This is a genomic window from Corynebacterium sp. H127 (genome assembly GCF_037482665.1).
Lineage (GTDB): Bacteria > Actinomycetota > Actinomycetes > Mycobacteriales > Mycobacteriaceae > Corynebacterium.
In genome coordinates this window covers 186,331-206,515 of the sequence record NZ_JBBHKY010000004.1, presented here as the reverse complement: position 1 = coordinate 206,515, position 20,185 = coordinate 186,331, and the positions used below count along the sequence as shown (strand labels likewise).

The 20,185-nt window shown below is 58.6% G+C and carries 18 protein-coding genes; 7 read left to right on the top strand and 11 right to left on the bottom strand.

Going from position 1 to position 20,185, the window contains the following annotated elements:
• Positions 1–10: 10 nt before the first annotated feature.
• The 3 genes from WG936_RS06350 to WG936_RS06340 form a co-directional block, all read right to left on the bottom strand.
• Positions 11–2,908: an SNF2-related protein gene (locus WG936_RS06350; protein WP_339565464.1), complete on the bottom strand. Its 2,898-nt coding sequence runs from the start codon at positions 2,906–2,908 to the stop codon at positions 11–13.
• Positions 2,909–3,242: 334 nt separating this feature from the next.
• The gene (lepA, locus tag WG936_RS06345) at positions 3,243–5,090 is read right to left on the bottom strand and encodes a translation elongation factor 4 (RefSeq protein ID WP_339565463.1); all 1,848 of its coding nucleotides are present in this window, start codon (positions 5,088–5,090) and stop codon (positions 3,243–3,245) included.
• A 76-nt stretch (positions 5,091–5,166) separates the two neighbouring features.
• Positions 5,167–5,931 (bottom strand): GntR family transcriptional regulator, encoded by a 765-nt coding sequence (locus WG936_RS06340; protein WP_339565462.1) that lies wholly within the window; start codon positions 5,929–5,931, stop codon positions 5,167–5,169.
• Between the two features lie 142 nt (positions 5,932–6,073).
• Between WG936_RS06340 and WG936_RS06335 the strand changes: the two genes are divergently transcribed.
• Genes WG936_RS06335 through WG936_RS06320 form a run of 4 tightly spaced genes read left to right on the top strand, consistent with a single transcriptional unit; the run spans position 6,074 to position 10,122 of the window.
• Entirely contained in the window at positions 6,074–7,009 is a 936-nt protein-coding gene (locus tag WG936_RS06335; RefSeq protein WP_339572422.1) for a ribokinase, read from the top strand.
• Between the two features lie 12 nt (positions 7,010–7,021).
• The gene (gene deoC / locus WG936_RS06330; protein ID WP_339565460.1) at positions 7,022–7,717 is read left to right on the top strand and encodes a deoxyribose-phosphate aldolase; all 696 of its coding nucleotides are present in this window, start codon (positions 7,022–7,024) and stop codon (positions 7,715–7,717) included.
• A 21-nt stretch (positions 7,718–7,738) separates the two neighbouring features.
• Entirely contained in the window at positions 7,739–8,707 is a 969-nt protein-coding gene (locus WG936_RS06325) for a nucleoside hydrolase (protein WP_339565459.1), read from the top strand.
• Complete coding sequence (locus tag WG936_RS06320; protein WP_339565458.1) at positions 8,707–10,122, top strand: MFS transporter; 1,416 nt, start codon at positions 8,707–8,709, stop codon at positions 10,120–10,122. Before WG936_RS06325 ends, WG936_RS06320 begins: the two co-directional genes overlap by 1 nt.
• A gap of 3 nt (positions 10,123–10,125) precedes the next feature.
• Here WG936_RS06320 and WG936_RS06315 read toward each other — a convergent pair whose 3' ends face one another.
• Genes WG936_RS06315 through WG936_RS06300 form a run of 4 tightly spaced genes read right to left on the bottom strand, consistent with a single transcriptional unit; the run spans position 10,126 to position 13,715 of the window.
• Complete coding sequence (locus WG936_RS06315; protein ID WP_339565457.1) at positions 10,126–10,905, bottom strand: ABC transporter ATP-binding protein; 780 nt, start codon at positions 10,903–10,905, stop codon at positions 10,126–10,128.
• Positions 10,902–11,870, bottom strand: coding sequence for a FecCD family ABC transporter permease (locus WG936_RS06310; RefSeq protein ID WP_339572421.1), 969 nt, complete (start codon positions 11,868–11,870; stop codon positions 10,902–10,904). Before WG936_RS06310 ends, WG936_RS06315 begins: the two co-directional genes overlap by 4 nt.
• Entirely contained in the window at positions 11,867–12,829 is a 963-nt protein-coding gene (locus WG936_RS06305; protein WP_339572420.1) for a FecCD family ABC transporter permease, read from the bottom strand. Before WG936_RS06305 ends, WG936_RS06310 begins: the two co-directional genes overlap by 4 nt.
• Positions 12,813–13,715, bottom strand: a complete 903-nt coding sequence (locus tag WG936_RS06300) for an ABC transporter substrate-binding protein (protein ID WP_339572419.1) — start codon at positions 13,713–13,715, stop codon at positions 12,813–12,815. The genes WG936_RS06305 and WG936_RS06300 overlap by 17 nt, the downstream gene beginning before the upstream one ends.
• A 71-nt stretch (positions 13,716–13,786) precedes the next feature.
• Here WG936_RS06300 and WG936_RS06295 point away from each other — a divergent pair, with 71 nt between their 5' ends.
• The gene (locus tag WG936_RS06295; RefSeq protein ID WP_339572418.1) at positions 13,787–14,554 is read left to right on the top strand and encodes a siderophore-interacting protein; all 768 of its coding nucleotides are present in this window, start codon (positions 13,787–13,789) and stop codon (positions 14,552–14,554) included.
• Between the two features lie 129 nt (positions 14,555–14,683).
• Here the strand turns inward: WG936_RS06295 and WG936_RS06290 are convergent, their stop codons facing one another.
• Complete coding sequence (locus WG936_RS06290) at positions 14,684–15,595, bottom strand: hypothetical protein (RefSeq protein ID WP_339572417.1); 912 nt, start codon at positions 15,593–15,595, stop codon at positions 14,684–14,686.
• Between the two features lie 243 nt (positions 15,596–15,838).
• Here WG936_RS06290 and WG936_RS06285 point away from each other — a divergent pair, with 243 nt between their 5' ends.
• Positions 15,839–16,411: a type II toxin-antitoxin system PemK/MazF family toxin gene (locus WG936_RS06285; protein ID WP_339564892.1), complete on the top strand. Its 573-nt coding sequence runs from the start codon at positions 15,839–15,841 to the stop codon at positions 16,409–16,411.
• Positions 16,412–16,564: 153 nt separating this feature from the next.
• The gene (rpsT, locus tag WG936_RS06280; protein WP_339564893.1) at positions 16,565–16,828 is read left to right on the top strand and encodes a 30S ribosomal protein S20; all 264 of its coding nucleotides are present in this window, start codon (positions 16,565–16,567) and stop codon (positions 16,826–16,828) included.
• Positions 16,829–16,906: 78 nt separating this feature from the next.
• Here the strand turns inward: rpsT and WG936_RS06275 are convergent, their stop codons facing one another.
• From WG936_RS06275 to WG936_RS06265, 3 genes are all read right to left on the bottom strand, one after another.
• A complete protein-coding gene (locus WG936_RS06275) occupies positions 16,907–17,554 on the bottom strand; it encodes a LysE family translocator (RefSeq protein ID WP_339564894.1) in 648 nt (215 codons plus the stop codon).
• A 64-nt stretch (positions 17,555–17,618) separates the two neighbouring features.
• Positions 17,619–18,623 carry a DNA polymerase III subunit delta gene (gene holA, locus WG936_RS06270; RefSeq protein ID WP_339564895.1) on the bottom strand — a complete coding sequence of 335 codons (1,005 nt, stop codon included), beginning with the start codon at positions 18,621–18,623 and terminating at the stop codon, positions 17,619–17,621.
• Positions 18,589–20,184 (bottom strand): ComEC/Rec2 family competence protein, encoded by a 1,596-nt coding sequence (locus WG936_RS06265; protein WP_339572416.1) that lies wholly within the window; start codon positions 20,182–20,184, stop codon positions 18,589–18,591. The genes holA and WG936_RS06265 overlap by 35 nt, the downstream gene beginning before the upstream one ends.
• Position 20,185: the final 1 nt, after the last annotated feature.

Here is a 20,185-nt window from a genome sequence, read left to right as displayed (position 1 = left end):
TGCCTTTTGTTTACGATTTGATCCGCCACCGAATAGTGAACATTTCTTTCTCTACCCGCTTGCCCTGCAACGACTGCTTAATCAGAATATGCAACTCATCGACATGATCTCGCAGATCTCGCTTTTCTTTTCGATACCTATCTTCGATCTCATCAATTTCAACATCCAGCGCGCGAGCCTTCTTCTTAAACCTGAGCTGCTCCATCGAGTCATCCGCTTGGTTTGCCTGCTTACGCAAGTCCTTGCGCTTTTGCTCTAGTTCCCGAACAGCTTTTCTGCGCTCAGTGTCCAAGTCGAGAATCTGCGACTCAAGCAACTCCTCTTGCTGGTTGTAATAACTCGAATTGCGGAGTTGCACTTCCTTTTCCAGTGACTCTTGCTGCTTGCGTATAGCCTCAGCAAACACCTCCGGAGTGATTCCTCTTTCCCCATCGAGGTACTCGGATACCCGCAGGTCCATCATTTCGGCAACATCTTCTTGGTTGAGGGATTCACCGTTATCGGACTCACCAGCTGCCAGCAGATAGCTTTCAGAAATGTCGTTATCGTTGGCCTTCATCGTGAATGTCAGGCTACGAACCGTCAGAGCGCCAGATTGTCCAACTAGTTGCTTCATTCGAGAGCTCACACGCTCTGATTGACTGATATCAAACACCAGCTCTTGATAAGGCGTTTCGGCGCTCATTGCGCCATCAATGACATATTTAGCCAAGTCGCTGTGGTAACGGTACTGTCGAGAATTCTCGCTCGGTGAAGACTTAAAGTGATAGCGACCTGTCGCAATGTCGCCTATAGGAGCGGTATGAAGCACGAAGTTGCGACCATCACCGTCAAACTCAGCCATGTTCTGCAGACGATAAATCGTCAAGAGTAAGAGCAACTGCTCAAACTTATTGAGCACCTCGCCAGACTGTTCATCGTACGACTTCAAACGGTCACGAACCGATGGATCAAGATTGTCGAAAACCTTTGATCGGGCCTCAGCCATATCTTTACTGACCGTATCAGCGTACTTTTCTTCCAGCACTTGGAATGCCGTGTTGATTTCATCTGCTGTGCGGTAATTGTCGTAAATCTTGGCGATCTCCTGGGCGAAATCAAACCCACTCTCGATTCGACCAAGCACTTCGTCACTGGCGCCGAAGACGCTATCAAACAAGTGGAATTTGTTTTCAAGCAGCTCCAGGATGCGAGCTTCAGCGGCATTACCTTCATTAAAGAAATTGACGATGACGACATCGTACTTCTGGCCATATCGATGGATACGGCCAATACGTTGCTCAACGCGCTGAGGATTCCACGGCAGATCATAGTTAATCAGCATCGAACAGAACTGAAGGTTGATACCCTCCGACGCCGCTTCGGTAGCGATCATGATCTTGCCGCTGTCGCGGAAGTAGTCGACTATGGCCTTACGGCGGTCCGCTGACGGATTACCAGTAATGACGTCACTGCCAGCGTTCTTCTTGAGCCAGGCCCGGTAGATTTCTGTTGACTCGGGAGAGTTATTTTGACCATTGAAAAACACCAATCCGTCGCCATAACCGGCAGTCCGCAAAGTCTCCGCTAGGAAGTCCTGGGTAGCAGTGTATTCAGTGAAGATAATGGCCTTCTCAGGCGCTCCAACTTCCCGAAGCCTTTCAAAACCACGCTCGATAGCTTCACCAAGTTTCAGCGACTTCTGATTCTGGTGGATCGATTCCGCCAACGATGCGTACTCGTTAAGCTCATCGATCTCGGATTGCACAAGCCGTCTAACCTGCGGATCTGACCAATCGTGTCCTCGATCATTCTCGGTCATTTCACCGAATGCTTCAAACGCCGCTTGTTCTTCATCAAGAAGTTCATCTTCAAAATCAAAGAAACTCTGTTTGCTGATGCGACGGCCCTCAGCCGCCAACTCTTCAGCCAAACGACGAGCCGTATTACGAAGAGTAATACCAACCGCATACGTGGACGAACCGAGTCGCTTACGGATCACCTGCGAAGACAACGACCGCTGAGAACTATTAAAGGCATACAGCGTCTCGCGCTGAAGATAGCTATTAACCAGATCATAAAGTTCCATTTCAGCCTGGGAAGGCTGAAACTTAACAGTGAGCGGATCACGCTTCGTAAAACGAATATACTTTTCGGCATCCCGACGCAACGTTCGCTTGGTCAAATGACCGACACGTTCAGCTAAATCGTCCGGACTAAACTGCGAACCATTGGACTTAATATAACGCTCACGAAAAACCTCCAACGAACGGAAGTACTCCGGGTCGAAAAGCGAAACTAGGCCGTAAATCTCTTCCAAACGGTTCTGCAATGGAGTGGCAGTCAGTAATACAATTTTGCCTGCACCATCCAGAACATCACCGACCGATGATGCCACCTTGGACTGAGCACGGCCCTTATAGAAGTTGCGCAGACGATGCGCTTCATCAGCGACAATCAGATCCCAACGCCTGAGCAGATCGGCCTTGTTTTGCTGCACAAATTCATAGGACGCGATCAAGACCTGACTCCCGGTCTTCACTTTGAGCAAGCTAACCTTAGACTTTGAATCCAGCAATTCCGAGGGAATCAAAAACTTCTCGTATAACTCCTGCTTCCACTGCTGCCGAAGGCTTGCCGGAGCAATAATTAGAATCTGGCGCTTACGCTCCGCCCAATACTGCGTAATCACAATGCCGGCCTCAATCGTCTTACCAAGACCAACCTCATCCGCCAGAATCACACCGCGAGTTGCATTGCCCTTAAGCGCAAACAAAGCCGCCTCAATCTGGTGCGGCTTCGGCTCCACCTGAGCATCAAACAAAAGCCCAGCCAACTTACCCACATGATCATTGGAATAGCTACGCTCTAGCTCATGAGCAAAGTATTTCGCCTGATGATTAGATAAATGAGTAGCAAAATCCCTCATTTCAAGCCTTCCTTGAGAAAAGCTGAACTCGTTGGCCGACCACGATGCTTGTTGAGAATGCCGCTCATTCCTATTATTTTCCTCAATTGCGGTACAAAAGCTCGAATTTCAATAATGTAATTATAAAGGATCAAACTGACTCTGTAGTCAATTCATCTCAGTCGAACGCCATCGGCCAGAAACGGAAATCATTAGGAACTTGTCCCGAAAGTATTGCGATAGAACTCATTCTATGTAGAGACAACGAGGACTTAAGTTTGCCCGATTCTAGACATACCCTGATGGCCGCCCCCCAGAATTCCCCGAAAATGGCCGTCGAGAAGCCAAAAGCAAACTACCCCTCATCCGTACTCAGCGCCGCCACAAACGCTTCCTGCGGCACGGACACGGAACCGATGTTCTTCATGCGCTTCTTGCCTTCCTTCTGCTTTTCCAGCAGCTTGCGCTTACGGGAGACGTCGCCGCCGTAACACTTGGCCAGCACGTCCTTGCGCAGCGCACGGATGTTTTCGCGGGCGATGACCTTCGTGCCGATCGCAGCTTGAACAGGCACTTCGAACTGCTGCCTAGGAATAAGCTCCTTGAGCTTCACGGTCATCTTGTTGCCGTACCACTGGGCGTTGTCGCGGTGGACGATGGCGGAGAAGGCGTCGACAGGCTCGCCCTGCAGCAGGATATCCACCTTGACCAGGTCAGACTCCTGCTCCCCTGCTTCCTCGTAGTTGAGGGAGGCGTAGCCACGCGTCCTACTCTTGAGCATGTCAAAGAAGTCGAAGATGATCTCGCCAAGCGGCATGACGTAGCGCAGCTCCACGCGGTCCTCAGATAGGTAGTCCATGCCGCCCATTTGGCCGCGCTTTTGCTGGCATAGCTCCATCGTGGTGCCCACGAACTCTGCCGGCACGATGACGGTGGTTTTCACGATCGGCTCCCACACCTCACGCAGCTTGCCGCCCGGCCAGTCCGAAGGGTTGTGCACCATCATCTCTTCGCCGTCTTCGGCGACGACGCGGTAGCTTACCGACGGCGCGGTGGAGATCAGGTCCAGGTCGAATTCGCGCTGCAGGCGGTCGCGGGTGATTTCCATGTGTAGCAGGCCGAGGAAGCCGAGGCGGAAACCGAAGCCGAGGGCGACGGAGGTTTCAGGCTCCCAGGTCAAGGCGGCGTCGTTAAGCTGCAGTTTCTCCAGCGCATCGCGCAGGTCTGGGTACTGCGCCTGGGAGATTGGGAAGAGACCGGAGTAGACCATCGGCTTCGGGTCTGCGTAACCCTGGAGTGCATCTTCGGCACCGTTTTGTGCCCAGGTGACGGTATCGCCGACCTTGGACTGGCGCACGTCCTTTACACCGGTGATCAGGTAGCCCACCTCGCCGGGGCCCAGGCCCTTGCACTTCTTCGGGGTCGGGCTCACGATGCCGATTTCCAGCAGCTCGTGGGTAGCGCCGGTGGACATCATCTTGATCTTCTGGCGTGGTTCGAGCTTGCCGTCGATCATACGAATATAGGTGACCACGCCGCGGTAGGTGTCGTAGACGGAGTCGAAAATCATGGCGCGGGCAGGCGCGTCCACCGGCAGCGCGTTGGACGGTGAGGGCACGAGTTCGCACACCTTGTCCAGCAGCTCTGGCACACCGACACCGGTCTTTCCGGACACACGCAGCACGTCTTCTGGCTCGCAGCCAACGATGTTCGCGATCTCCAGGGAGTACTTCTCCGGATCGGCGGCTGGGAGATCGATCTTGTTCAGGACTGGGATGATCTCCAGGTCATTTTCCATGGCCAGGTAGAGGTTAGCCAGCGTCTGGGCTTCGATGCCCTGGGCGGCGTCGACAAGCAAAATGGCGCCCTCACAGGCCTCCAACGCGCGGGAGACCTCATAGGTGAAGTCCACGTGCCCCGGCGTATCAATCAGGTGCATGACGATCTCTTCGCCGGCATGCTTACCCGTGGTCGGAGTCCACGGAATGCGCACGTTCTGCGCCTTGATGGTGATGCCGCGCTCGCGCTCAATATCCATGTTGTCCAGGTACTGATCGCGCATGTCTCGCGCCTCGATGACGCCGGAAAGACCCAGAATGCGGTCGGCCAGCGTGGACTTGCCGTGGTCGATGTGCGCGATGATGCAGAAGTTACGAATCTGCTTCGGATCCGTGAACGTGGTTTCCGCAAAGTTCTTTGGCATGGATGTAGGGGCCCTTTCCTCTATAACGCTTTAGAAGCCTACCTGAGATGCGCAGCATTCCAGAACCAAACGATGGCTAGCGCGCAGCCTTCGCATGAATTCGCATTCGCGCAGGATTAATCCAAATACTCGAGCACTCAATCGCCTGCTGATCTGCTGCAAAAGACACCTGCTCCATGTACAGCATCGGGGAACCGGGCGCTATGCCGAGCGCTCGCGCTTCTTCCCCACCCGCAGCTACCGCCGTGATGGAGCGTTCGCCGTATGCGATGGGGTGTTCCTGAATCCGCTCAATCTCCGCGAACAGGGATTCCCGCTCCAAGTTGGTGGCCAGCAGCTCCGCCCGCTCGGCGGCCGACAGGGTGACGTAGTTGCGGATGAAGGCGATGGGGCCGATCGCGTCGAAACGCAAACGCTCCAGATGCACCAATTTCTCGCCGGGGGGCAAGCCCAGCCGGGCCGCGATGGACTCATCCGCCCGGCATTCTTCTTGGGTGAGCACCCGTGTGGAAAAGTCGATGCCGCGGCGGGTCAATTCCTCAAAGATGGAGGACAGCGTGGTGGTCATCGCAGAATCGATCGCTTGTTCTGTCACGAATGTTCCGCGCCCTCGCACTTGCACGAGGAGCTTTTCTGCTCGTAGCTGCTCAATCGCCTTGCGCAATGTGCCCCTGGAGACGCCACATTCTTTTGCTAAATCCGGCTCAGAAGGCAACCTCAATTTCGAGGGCCACTGCCCAGAAAGGATTTTCCCGCGCAAATAGTCCGAGACCTGCCGATACAACGGATCGGGCAGGCCCAAGTCAATGACCTGTGCCGTGTTTTCCTTTCCGATTCCCACTCTTTCAGCCTAGCTTGCATGGAGAAAACAAAGGCAATGGGGAACTCATCACAATTCATGTACATAGTTGTTCACATTGTGTAGATTTGTACACATATCACAGGCTGCATTCACATCGCCCTTTCCCCGAAGGAGAAGCTAGATGAAACTCTTGGTTGTTGGAGGCTACGGAGTCGGCCTTTCGTTCTATACCCAACGAGCGCCGACAGCGGGAGAAACCGTCTCTGGCGCTCGGTTGGAAGAACACCACGGCGGCAAAGCTTCAAACCAAGCGGTCGCCGCTGCTCGGCTTGGAGCACACGTCAGCCTCTTTTCGGCTGTCGGCGAAGACGAACGCGCGAAGCTCGCCCGCACCCTCTGGCACGAGGAAGGCATCAATGCCGACGGCGTGATATCCATACCGGGCAACACGATGGTGGGCTGCATCATCACAGAAGCCTCCGGCGAAAACCGCATCGTCCTCGCAAACGGGGTTCTCGACGATCTAACGCCCGCGCTGTTACAAGATCGCGCCGCGGCTTTCGAGGAAGCAGACATCGTCTTGATCTCCTGTGAAATCCCCGAGGACACCATTCGCGCCGCGATTCGGCTTGGGCGCGAGGCAAACTGTCGCGTCATTTTGAATCCCGCGCCCGCGCCGCAGCTCACAGAAGCGGACTGGGCGAATCTGGACCTGATTACCCCGAATTACACCGAGGCCTGCCAGCTGCTTGGCGTCGGCGAAGCAGTCGGCGAAGCTGCCGACACCGCCGAGGATATCGCCTCGCAGCTGGCCCAGCGCCACCACGTGGATGTGATCCTCACCGACGGTGCACGAGGCGCCGTAGTTGTAAGCAAAGACTCCCCGTGCAAAGCGCACCGAGTTGATCCAATAGTCCCGCAGCAAATCGTGGACACCACCGGCGCGGGAGATACCTTCAACGCCGGTGTCGCCGCGGCGCTGCTCTATGGCCACGACCTCACCTTCGCGAGCAGTTTCGGCTGCCTCGTCGGTTCAGTTGCAGTTGAGTCTGAAGGTGTCATCCCGGCTTTGCCGACGGCTCAACTCATCAAAAATCGTTTCAATATCACTCTCTAAGGAAAGGTCTTCATGACTGTCTCACCGGAAAACATCGTCAATCCGAGCGATCTGGCTCCATACATTCAGCACACCCGCATCGCCATTGGCACCACTAAAGAGGAGGCAATCCAGCACGCCGAAGAAGCCGTCACCTATGGCTTCAACGCTGCTATGGTCGCCGGCTCCCGGGTAAAGGAAACCGCCGCAGTCCTGCGTGGTACCGGCATCGAAGTCGCTTCGGCATTGGACTTCCCTACCACTGGTGTGATGACCTCCCGTGGCAAGGCTGCGGAGGCAGAAGAACTGGTACGCCTGGGCGCCACCCAGATTGATATCGGAGTGCAGATCGGCTGGCTCAAGGATGGCGAGTTCGATCGCTTCCGCGAGGACATCGCCGGCGTCGTCGCCTGCGGCGTGCCTATCAAGGTGATGCTGGAGCTGCCACTGCTCACCCCTGAACTGCAGAAGACTGCCGTGGAGCTCTCCATCGAGGCGGGCGTGAAGTACCTCAAGAACGCCTCCTCCGGCTCGGTTCAAAAGGCGGATGTGGAATCCATCAAGTTCCTCAAGTCCCTCGCTCCGGAAGGGGTGCTGGTGAAGGGCTCTGGCGGTATCTCCACCTTCGAGCACGCCCTCTCCCTGATTCAGGCGGGCGCTGCCCTCGTTGGTTCCTCCAACTCGGTAGCAATCGTCACGGGCCACCTAAATAACGCTGATAGCTACTAACCACATAAGGATTCACGCCACATGTCTAAGATCCCTTTCATTCTTGACACCGACACTGCTCAAGACGACTGTGTCGCCATCATGCTCGGTCTGCTTGACCCGGTAGCCGATCTCCGCGCCATCACCATGGTTGCCGGAAACGTGGGCTTTGAAAAGCAGATTGCTAACGCTCACATGACGTTGAGCGTCTGCGGCAAATTGGGCGAGGTGCCCATCCATATTGGTTGCGATAACCCCATGATGCGCCCTTGGGCCTCTGCGGAAAACGTCCACGGCGATGGCGCCGGCGGCCTGTCCATGGACTTCAGCAATTGCTCCACCTCTACCGAGCATGCTGTGGATGCCATGATCCGCATCGTGGCCGAAAACCCAGGCGAAGTCTCCGTCGTCTGCATCGGTCCGCTCACCAACATTGCGACGGCCATTGTTAAGGATCGCAGCTTTGTAGACAACGTTAAGAGTGTCTACATCATGGGCGGCTCTAATAACGGCCGTGGCAACATCACCCCGTCCGCTGAATTCAACTTCTACGTTGACCCTGAGGCTGCCCAGATCGTCATGGATGCCGGCTTCAAAGACATCGTGATCCTGCCATGGGATCCAGTAACCCTCGACGACGCCACCATCACCCGTGAGGTCTATGACCGCACGGTGTCCGTGGATACGCCTATCGCACGCTTCTTCAAGCGCGTGTGTGACACCACCTTGGACTTCAACGAATCCGTCGGTGTCTTCGGCTCCACGCACCCAGATTCGATGACCTTGGCAGCATTGCTGCACCCTGAGATCGTCCTGCAAGATGGCCGCTACCGGGTTGATATTGAGACGAACTCCGAGCTCACCCGCGGCTTCTCCGCGATGGCTTGGGACAAGTATGACCTCACCCCTAACGCCACGGTGATTGAGAAGGCCGACCACGCTGCGTTCTTCGCGATGCTGGACACCATCCTGGCCACCCCAACCGTCCCTTCGATCGAATTGATGTGGTGATGTCAGGCTCAGCTCCGGTAGCCGTGGATAAAGTCCGCGGTAAAGATGCCTCCCCGGCACTCGTATTGACCGCGTTGATGCTGGTCATCTCAAGCTTCCAGCTCAACGCCACCATGCTTTCGCCGTCGATTGGCGATATGGCCCACCGCCTCCACACCAACCCGGGTGTCATCGGCTGGTCCTCTACTGTCTTCCTTTCAGTAGCTGCCGCGCTCGCCGTCTTCTTCCCTCCTTTCGCGGACAAGATCGGCCGTAAAAGGGTTCTGATCGTTTCCGTTTCCGTCATGATCTTCGGAACCCTGCTGATCCTGTTCACCGCATCCCCATTGTGGCTGATGATCGGCCGCGCACTGCAGGGCTTCTGCGGTGCGACCTTCGCGCTGGGCAACCTGACTCTGCGCGCCATCCTGGATCCGAAGCGATACGGCTTCTACATCGGCCTGGTCGCTGCCATCAACTCCGGTGTCGCGGGCATTGATACCTTGGTCGGCGGCATGCTTACCGACGCCTTCGGCTACAAAGCCGTGGTCCTGTGCATCCTGGCCGTGGAGCTCATCGCCTTGCTGACGCTCCTGGCCTGGGTCCCAGAAACCAGGGTCACCGCGGTAGCGAATATGGACTGGCTGGGCGCAATCGCGCTCACGCTGGCACTGTGGTCCTTCAACATGGGCGTGACCTTCGGTTTCAGTGAGCTGGGTTGGTCGAGCATGTGGACCATGGCAATGTTCGTCATCGGCATCGCCTCCGCATTCGCCTTCGTCGCAGTGGAGAAGAACCACCGTGACCCGCTGGTTCCACTCGTCGAGCTGAAGAAGCGCTCCACCTGGGGACTCTTGGGCACCACCCTGTTCACCATGGCCTCGGCCTTTGCCACCCTGCTCTACCTCATCCCAGCGATCTCCCAAGATCCCGCCGGCTTTGGTATGAGCAGTACGGTGTCCGCGCTGATGTACCTGACGCCATTCTCGCTGGCTGGTTGGCTGATCTCCCCGTTTGTTGGCAAGTACGCGCCACTGGTGGGCTACCGCCTGTTGCTGCGGATCGGTTTGTTCGGATCCACCGTGTTGCTGGCGCTGTTCGTGTTCACCGGCTACCACGACAAATGGATCGTCTTCGCGATTGCATTGTGCCTGGGCATCAGCTACACCGCGATGTCCAACACCACGATCAACGCGATGGGCGTGCTCTACTCTTCAGAAACCCGCCCTGGCGTGCTCCCGGGTCTGAACTCTGCGGCCTTCAACTTGGGTGCCGGCCTCGGTATCGGTGTGATGGCCTCGACCGTCGCCCAGGCTGCTGCCACCGGCGGATCCGGCTACTCCACTGCCATGATTATCGGCGTGGGCTGCGGCCTGATCGCGCTACTGTTCTCCCTGGTACTGCCAGGAAAGGAAGACAGCGAAGAGAAGATCTAGCTGCTAGACCACGCCACGCGGCACAATAACCGGGCTCGCGGACGCAGGATCATCCCAGATTTCTGCGCGAAGCCCATAAGCCTGTGCCAGGTTGTCGGCGGTCAGCACACTAAGTGGGGATCCGTGCGCAAGCACGGATCCTTCTTTCATGAGCACCAGCTCGTCAGAGTAGGTACCCGCCAGCATCAAGTCATGGAGCACCATGATCACAGTCTTTCCAAGCTCCGCCTGCGCCCGAGCCAGCTCGAGTACCTCGATGGCATGGGCGGGGTCGAGATAGGTGGTGGGCTCGTCCAGCAGGATCACCGGGGTATCCTGCGCGAGCACCATGGCAAACCACACGCGTTGGCGCTGTCCACCGGAAAGATCATCAACCAGGCGATCCGCGAGCTCGCTCGTGGCGGTGGCCGCAAGGGCGGCGTCGATGGCGGAATTATCGGCGTCGGAAAGCCCGCCGAAGAATCCCCGGTGCGGATGCCGCCCCCTTTCGACGAGCTGGCGCACAGTCAACCCCGCCGGTGCCAGCGGATGCTGCGCCAGCATGCCGACGAGCCGCGCCGCCTCCCGCGGTCGCAGGTCTGCCACCGCTTGTGCCCCGACCGTCACCGTTCCGGAGCGCGGATCGAGCACCTTGGACATCGTCTTGAGCAGTGTGGATTTGCCGCAGCCATTAGGCCCGAGCAGCGTGGTCACAGTCCCGGCAGCGGCCTCGAGGCTCACCCCGCGCACCACTTCCGGCTCCTCGCCGTAACCGGCCACAACATTCGAAGCTTTCAGGATCATCGCTTCCTCCTAGCGGAAACCAGATAGACGAGCATGAGTCCGCCGATCGCGGACGTCACCAAACCAACTGGCGCCGTAACCGGCAACAGCGCCACGAGGACGCCACACACGAGCAGCAGTGCCGCCCCCATCAGCGCAGACAGCACCACACCGGGCACTGCGGTACCGCCAAGGATGCGGGCCAACTGCGGCGCAACCAGTGCCACGAAGCCCAACGGCCCCACCACGGAAACCACCACCGCCACGATCCCAGTTGCCGCCACCACGAGTAACAGTCGAGTGCGCCGCAATGGCACACCCAGAGCAATCGCGGTGGCATCATCGTGCGCGAGCACCGGCAGATCGCAGTGCTGGGAAAGCCCCAGGATCACGAAGGGCGCCAGCCCCAACACGAGCGGCAGCACTACCTCCCAGCGCGCGAAACCGGTGGAGCCAGCAAGCCACACCTGGGCCTCTGTCGCACGCATCAAGTCCGCGCGCAACAGCAGATAGGACACCGCGGACTGGGCAAACAGCGCCAAGGCCACACCAATGAGAATCAGTTGCTGGGTGGTGCGCCCCAACCCGAGCAGCAGCAACAGCGTGAGCGTAACGATGCCGCCCAGCAGGGCGAGCCCGGCGCGCGCCCAGAAATCATTCACCTCGAGCAGCACGGTACCCGCGACGACTGCAACAGCAGCGCCACCACTGATACCGAGCATGTCCGGTGATGCCAGTGGATTGCGGGCCAGGGTTTGGGTCCAGGCACCGGCCGTCGATAATGCTGCGCCGACGATCGCAGTGACGAGGGCGACTGGGAGCCTTAAGTCCCACACCACCTGAACAGCTCGGGCAGAGCCGCCGCCGGTGAGCGCGGCCAGCACGTCAGCGGGAGTCAATGCCACCGCACCCAGGCACAGGAGGCAGATGTATGCGGCGCTCGCTAGCAGCGCTACGCCGACGCACGTGAGTACGTAACGGGTCACAGTCGGGCCCCCTTGCGGATCAGCCAGATCATCAAAGGCGCGCCGATCGCTGCCAGGACCACGGAGAACTCTACTTCGCCGGGCCGCAGGGCAAGCCTGCCGATCATGTCTGCCAGCACCGCCAAGATGCTGCCGACGAGAACCGTGGGCAATAGCAGGTCACGTACCGTCACGAGCCCGAGGCTGCGTACCATGTGCGGTGCGGCGAGGCCGAGGAAGGCAACTGGCCCCACCACTGCCGTCGCAGAGCCAGCGGCAACGACGAGCGCCGTGATCACGAGGGCCAGGGTTCGATTCACCGAGATCCCGAGCGCGGCTGCGGTATCGCTGCCCATCGCCAGGATATCGAGGTCCCGGGCGACCACGATGCTCACCAAGAACGCGATCAGGAAACCGACCAACGCCACGAGCACCTCGCCATAGCCCCGCCCAACGGTGGATCCCACCGACCACTGGCGCATGTCATTGAACACCGACTCCGACTGCAGGGCCAGCAGCATGGTCAGTGCCATGAGCATCGCGTTGATGCCCACTCCCACCAGGATCAAGGTCATGGAATCGCTCGTGGTGCGGGCGACCAGCAACACAACACCCGTGGCCACCAATGCCCCCAGCAGCGCCAGCACGCCCTGAGTCCACAAGCCACCACCAACACCAGCGATCGCCGCGAGGGCAATAGCAAATCGCGCACCAGCGGTAATCCCCACGATGCCCGGGTCCGCCAGTGGGTTCCGGGTCCAGGCCTGAGCAAGCACCCCGGCCAACGCCAATGAACCGCCCGCTAGACACGCCAAGAGCCCACGCGGGATACGCATGCCCCACACGATGTTGTGAATATCGGCGGGGCCGTTGCCCGCGAGGGCAGAAAGGACGTCGGCTAGCGGCAGTGCCCTAGAACCAACGGCGAGTGATACAACGAGCAGTGCAACGAGGGTGAGCGCGCTACTTAAGCTTTTCAAGAGCCCACGGGATGCTGACAGGGTTCGGAACACTCATGGCGTTACCGACGGACTGCTCAATGAACTTGGCCTTTGGTAGCAAAGCGGCGAAGGCAGGATCCGTCTTGAGAGGCTCGGCGGAGCCCTCGTAATCCAGCACGTACAGCACGTCTACCTGCTCCAGGATGGAGTAGTTCTCCGGCGCAATATCGAGGTAGAACTGGGACTTATCTGTGCCCTGGACCCCGTCCGGGATCTCCATACCCATGGACTCGATGAACTGGCCACGGCCGTCCGCATCGGTGTACAGGCCCAGCTTGCCGCTGTATGACATCACGACGGCAGCCTTCTTGCCTTGCAGCTCAGGGTGGCTCTTCTTGTACTCCTCGAAGGCGGCCTCCGTGTCCTTGATCAGCTTCTCACCCTCCTTTTCCTTATCCACGGCTCCGGCGATCTGCTCCACCTGGTCTTTCCACGGGATCTGCCAGTCCGCAAAGCCTTCTGGCTTCAGGGTGGTGGGAGCGATCTTCTCCAGCGCTTCCTTCGCCTGCGGATCCACTGCCTGGTTCACGGCGATGATCTGGGAAGGGTTGGTGGCAGTAACCTCTTCCAGCACCCCGGCGGTAAAGCCCTTGGAGGTGTTGAAGATCGGGGTCATTTCTTTGCCCTCACCGAGCTTTTCAGCCCATGGCTCGAGACCATTCTTGGACACTGCGTCAGGCGCGGAGAATGGTGCGACTGCCACTGGGGTGACGCCGAGAGCGAGGAGGGTGTCAACGTCGCCAAGCCCAAGGGCGGCGATACGCTCTGCACCCGGACCAGTCTGTTCGACATCGGCCTTAGAGCAACCGGTGAGCAGCAGGACGGATACCGCTGCAGCGGCAAGGAAGGAACGGCGATTCATCATCAGAATTTCCTTATTGTCGTTCAATACATTTGTTAGTAAGGTTAGCCTAATCAAAACCTAGGAGGGAAATTGTGTCAAACCGACTACTTTGCTGCACCGTAGCAGCGACCGCAGACATAGCGCCCAACCTGCGCAGAATCACCCTCCACTCCCCCGGATTCTTCGGCTATAAGCTCGACGGCCCCGACGAATTCTTCGGCCTCCTCATGCCCCAACCCGGCCAAGAATTCACGCCATTCCCCAGCAGCGAACCCAACATCCGCGCAAGCGTCGCCGCCCTCCCTGCAGACATTCGCCCCGGGCTGCGCTGGTACACCATCCGCTCGGTCGACCCAGTACAGGGGCTGCTCGACTTCGACGTTGTACTCCACCAAGACGCCCCCGGCCCCGGCTCCCACTGGACCTCCACCGCTAGCGTCGGCGACACCTGCGGTTTCTGGATCTGCCAAGCACTCTGGCAGCCCACCGCCGGACCACAGGTATTGGTCGCGGATGCTACCGGCACACCCGCCCTACTGTCCATCCTGGACCAACTCGACTCCCTCGCAAGCACCTCAGCCCTCGTAGTAACCCCTTCATTAGAAGACATCGAGCTGGACGCATTAGAGCGGCTCCCCCTACGCAACCTCGCCGTCCACGTCGCCCCGCCAGCCGAAGCACCGAGCACGCTTAACGACGTCCTTTCCGACTGGTCACTCACCGACACCACAAAACTGTGGGCCAGCGGAGAGGATCGACTAGTAAAGGCAGCGCGCGCCTTCGGCATCAAATCACTCGGAATGAACTCCAAGAACATCACGTTCGTACCATTTTGGTACGAGGGACGCCCCAGGCCTTAGCGAGTCCCTGCGCCTTCCCGTCCCGCGCTGTTCTTGTCCCGCGCGAACCCCTTTTGCCGAACTTTCCAGGACACGGCTATTGAAAACTAGTGACATCCAGGAATGTTCACCCAAAGGGGTTCACCAAATTCAGCGCGGCCCGCGCTCCAGTAACCTCCGTAGTCCTGAAATGAATGAACCATCACACAAATCGCGCCACTTCACCCGATACAACGTGTAGCCCGCATTCAAGAAGTCGCGCTCACGCTCGCGCTCTAACTTGATTACGAACGCGGGGTCACCGTACGTGCCGTCATATTTGATTTCCCCGTCGACTTCAATGACCAGCCAGCCGTCGATAATGAAGTCCGCGCGTCGTCCACGCCGGCCCACCACCATTTCGGCATTTTGAACCACACTGCGCGTGTCTACCCCTGCCTCAATGATCTGGGATTTTGCCAAGCTTTCCGCAACAGATTCCGATTTCCCGGTTGCATGCGACAGGACCCGGCGCGCTTTCGCCACCCCATGGCCCCGGCCAATCCCGCGCAGCACTCGCCACAATTCTGACTTCCGGTACCCTGCACGGAGATAGCTTTCCGCGACGACGATCCCGTCGGCGAAGCTGCCCCACCTGCACGTGTCCACCACGGTTCTGGCCGCCGAGGTGTACGCAACCCCTTTGCCTTCCAGGATTTCCGCGCGAGGTAGGTACATCGTCCGATAGCGGATGCCCGGGGCCCATTTTCTGCGCGGCGGTGGCCTGCCCGATCCGGGATATGCCAGCTCGATAGGGAAACTAGCCTCAAGTACCCCGAAGCCCCACAGCACCGCCGCGGCTCGACCTACCACCACCGCCCGATGCGCCTGCTTGCCGACGGCAAGCACCTTCAATCGATGGCGTTCCCACTCCTTGAGCGCATCATAGTGTTCGCGCCATATATAGAAGCTGCCATGAAGCTGTACCCAATTGCCACGAAACTCTTCCTCGTAATACTGCTGATCAGCTGCAGAGATCGCGCGTCGATCCTGCACCGCAATGCCATTCCCCCACAAAGACATGCCGTTGACCCTAGTGTGAAGGGCTACTTGCTGTGGCTCAGGGGCGGAGCTGGATGTGAATAATGCCTGTCTATCCACAATCCCGGAACCCCTTTTGCCGAACTTTCCAGGATGTCGTCGATTTTCAATATCAGCCACCTGGGACACTCGGCAAAAGGGGTTCGCGCGACAGCGCGCAAACTAGGCATCACTCATTCAGAATCTCAGCCCACTGCCAGCTTGGGGCAGGTAATGTGGTGAACCATGGCAGGAGAAGAAGTATCCACCACTTGGTCCGCCCGCTTTAGAGACAGTCTTCGCTCTTTCGTCGCCGCCCGCGCAGAGGCGCGGCGCTCCCGCTTGGACCGCGGCCTAGACCGGATCGGTAACCGGTTGGGATTGCAGCAAGACCCTGACGGCACGGACACCGAGCGTGTGGAAGCTGTCTGCAACGTGCACCCCACTGAACAGATGGTGCGCAATATCTACTACGCCCCCGACATGGATGGACACGCCGAACCTGGCGAGGTGGTGTGGATCAAAATCAGCACCGACGACGAGTCCGCGGCCCAAGATCGCGCACTGCTCGTGGTCGGCCACGGCCTGGAGACCATTCTTGGCCTGCTGATCAGCGCCAACTCGGATCATGCCAAGAAGAAGGGGTGGATGGACATCGGTTCCGGTTCCTGGGATTCGAGTGGCGCCCCTTGCTGGCTCCGCCTCGATAAGGTGATCGAGGTGCCAGAACTCGCTATTCGACGCGAGGGTACGGTGGTGCCCCGCCGTCGATTTGAGCGCATCGCCACCAAACTCCGGACTGATTATCACTGGGGCTGATTTCTATTCCGCGCGCGTGAGTGCTAAAGTTTGCGTGTTGTTCACTTTTCACCTGTGGGCGTTAACAGGCGGTCAGGACCTTGGGTCCGCCTCAGCACGCAGGTTTCTAGTGGAAACAGTTCAATAGTTTCCTACTTTCAAGAGGTATTTACGATGGCAAACATCAAGTCTCAGATGAAGCGCATCAAGACGAACGAAAAGGCTCGTCAGCGCAACCAGGCAGTACGTTCCGCAGTTCGCACCGAGATCCGTAAGCTCAATGCCGCTATTGTGGCTGGCGACAAGGCTGCTGCAGAAGCTCAGCTCCGCATCGCTTCCCGCTCCCTGGACAAGGCAGTAACCAAGGGCGTCTTCCACCGCAACAACGCAGCCAACAAGAAGTCCAACATGGCTGCTGCAGTGAACAAGATGGCTTAAGTTTCTCTGCTTTAAAAAAGCCCGCCATTCGGTTCTTCCTAAGGAAGATCTCCGAATGGCGGGCTTTTTTATCTCCTGCTACAGCAACGCAGCGCAGCCCTCTTTCACCATCCATGCGCCGACTGCCAGGAACAGCAGCCCTGCCACGAAGTCAATCCACGGCCCAGCGGATACGATGCGACGGCGCACCACATCCGCCGACACGATGACTACGAGCACGCTAAACCCAATGAAGGTAGTGAGGGTAATCGCCAGGATAATCGCGAGGGAAACTCCCCAACTCGGGTCAGTGGGCATAAACGGCGTCATGATGGACGCGAAGAACAGTACTGCTTTCGGGTTGGAAAGATTGGTCATTAACCCGAGTCGATAGTTATGGCCCGGGGTCCCGAGCATTTCATCCATCGTGATCTCGCTAAGCGTCACTGTGGTCATGCGTTGCTGCCAGCCGGACTTGGCCATGTTGAAGCCCATCCACAGCAGCCAAGCGCCACCTAGGAGCTGTACCCAGCCCAGTATGGACGGATTAGCCACAAACAATGCTGAAGCGCCCAGTACGGTCAGCGAAACCCACACAACAATGCCGGTGGTGATGCCACCCACCGCTGCTAACGCGTGCGGGCGCGAGCGCGCCGCCAAGCGCAGCAGAAGGAAGACGTCTGGACCGGGCGTGAACATGCCTGCCAGATTCAATGCAACGACGGTCCCCAGAAGTCCCCAGATCATGCGTTAGTTAGCTCTTCCTGCTGGCGCTCCGCACAGTTCAACAATGTCATGTCCGCAAGTTTAGCTAGCGGTTAGCAAGCTCCGATACTTGGCGTACGGCATTCTCGATCGCGAACTCGATATCCCCGCCCTGACCTTTCACCCGCGCGTCTAACTCGGCCATGAGGATTGCCGCGTCGGAGACGGCATCACCATTCCACCGGCGGGCAACCTGCAGGATAGATTTCACCTTGAACGGCGGCACACCCAGCGTTTTTGCCAGTTCATAGTCATTGGCCCGGCCACGAATCGCGTAGGAACGCGCGATGGCTATCACCGAGTTTGACAGCGCGGCAGCAATGAGAACCGGTGGCACACCCAACTGCAGTGCCCGGCGCGTAGAGCCCACTGCCCGCGCGGTCTGCCCGGAACATGCCAGGTCTGCGATGTCGAATCCGCTAACCTCAGCGACGCCCTCGTAGTACCTACGCACGTCCGCAACAGTGACTTGGGCGTTGGTATCGGCCACAAGCTGGCTGACTGCAGCCGCGAGTTCCCGCAGATCCGAACCGACACCTTCGAGCAGCGCATGGACTACATCAGGCGTGGGACGTACCCCTAAGTTGCGGAACTCGTTGGTAACAAACCCTTGGCGATCCCGAGCACTAAGTTTTGCAGCCTCGTGGACCTCCCCCAGCTTCTTGAGCTTGTCCACCGCCGACTTTGCGCGACCTTTGCCGCTGTGCCGGATGATCACGGTGATGCCGGGTGCGACATCGCGACAGGCGTCGATAAGCAAATCAAGCGGTTCCTTGCCGGACTCCCCCGCATCAGTGAACACCAGCGCGCGGTTGTCGGAGAACAACGACGGGCTGAACATCTCCACCAGGTCCGGCGGGGTGAGCTGGCCAGTGCGCATGGTGGTGACCTGTAGCTGCTCGCCTGCGGGAAGCTCTACGCGCAGCTGATCCAGGATGTTCTTCTGCTGACGCTCGGCGAGGAAGTCTTCTTCGCCGAGAATGAGGTGCACGGGATTGATCACCAGTTCATCGTAGCTAGAAATGCCCGCGGTGTGCGTGTTGCGTCCCATCACGTAACACGCGGACAGGCCCGTCCCGATTCGGATAGAGGATCGGCACCCCGTCCTGAGTCACATGTGGCCGCTTACTCGGTTTCCCTGGTTCCAGCACGATGATCGCCTGCACCCCAGGTGGCGCGCGATAGTCCTTGGGGATCGTCTCTAGCTGAATGACGCTTTCTAGATTGGTCTCTGCTGCGCGGGGCTCCGGAATCGCCAAAACGAGTCCCGCCAGCAGGTAATGCGCCCACTTCTTGTGGATCAACCACACCAGCCACCCCGCAAATAGCAGAGCCCAAGCGGCGCCCAGCTGCAGCTTCGGCATGCCTGCCACGGCGCGCGCCACCGTAGCAATCCACCAGGTAAATGGCTCGGCAAGCCGCAACAGCAGCATTTCAAGCGGAGCGGGCAGTAGCACTGCCAACAGTCCGAGAATCGTGACGGGAGCAACCGCCGCCGCCACTAGGACGTTTGCGATTATCGACGCCAACACCACCCTGCCCGTCATCGCCGCAACGAGAGGCATCGTCACCAGATCAGCAGCAATTGCCACCGCGAGGGCGCGCAAAACAATGTCAGGCACGCGTCTGCCCAACGGGTGCCGCGCTAATGCGCGATACAGCAAAGGCGACAACGCGATGAGGCCGGCGGTGGCAGCCACGGAAAGTGCAAAGCCGTAGGAGACGGCGAGGTCACTATCATAAAGTAGCAGCGCGATCACCGCGAGACTGAGGCCATGCGCGGGTTCGGCTTGCGCCGAGCCCAGTACAGCCAGCAAGCCGACGATCCCCGTGACCGAAGCGCGGAGCACCGATGGCTCAAAGCCCACCAACCCAACGAATACCGCCAACGTGATGGCAGCGCAGCCTACTTGATACCGCGGGCCCAGCGTCACCGCCTTAGCCAACAACACAGCCGCCACGGTCAAGATCGTGATGTTGGATCCACTGACCGCTGTCAAATGAGACAGATCCGTGTCCAGAAACAACTGCTTTTCTTCCAGGCTTTGCGCCGAGGTATCTCCCAGCACCATGCCCGGCAACAACCCCTCCGATGCTGGTCCAAGGTGCTTGGCGCAGGCTACAACAAAATCGGCTTTGACGCTCGCAGCCCAGGCATCGAAGCCCCGCGGTGGCGCCACTACCTCAAGCTCGCTAATGTTCAGCACCACCGGAGTTACACCTGGCCTGTCGGCGGGGCCGCTAGTTACCTGCGCCACCACACTGGTTCCAAGCGGGGGCGGTTGTTGTTTAAGAAATGCTCGGACCGTGGCGCCATCGACGGACAGCGTGGTAATCCACCCACCAGTTTTGGTCATCGTCGGGCTCGTCTCTATGCGCGCCAACACCGCAGCCGGGAAAGCGGCAGGCGCGGTGTGGATGCGAACCAGGGACGTCGATAAGCCAGCCACCCCCAGGGACAGCGCCGTCAGCCCGGGCCCCGGGAATTTCAGCATGGACAGGGCTGCCACTGCCAAGAGGCCCAAGCCCAGCCACGCCTCCCGAGTTACTACGGTGGCCAGCACAATCGCCCACACCAGCAGCGCTGCCGGAACCAGACGAAGCTCCCTCATG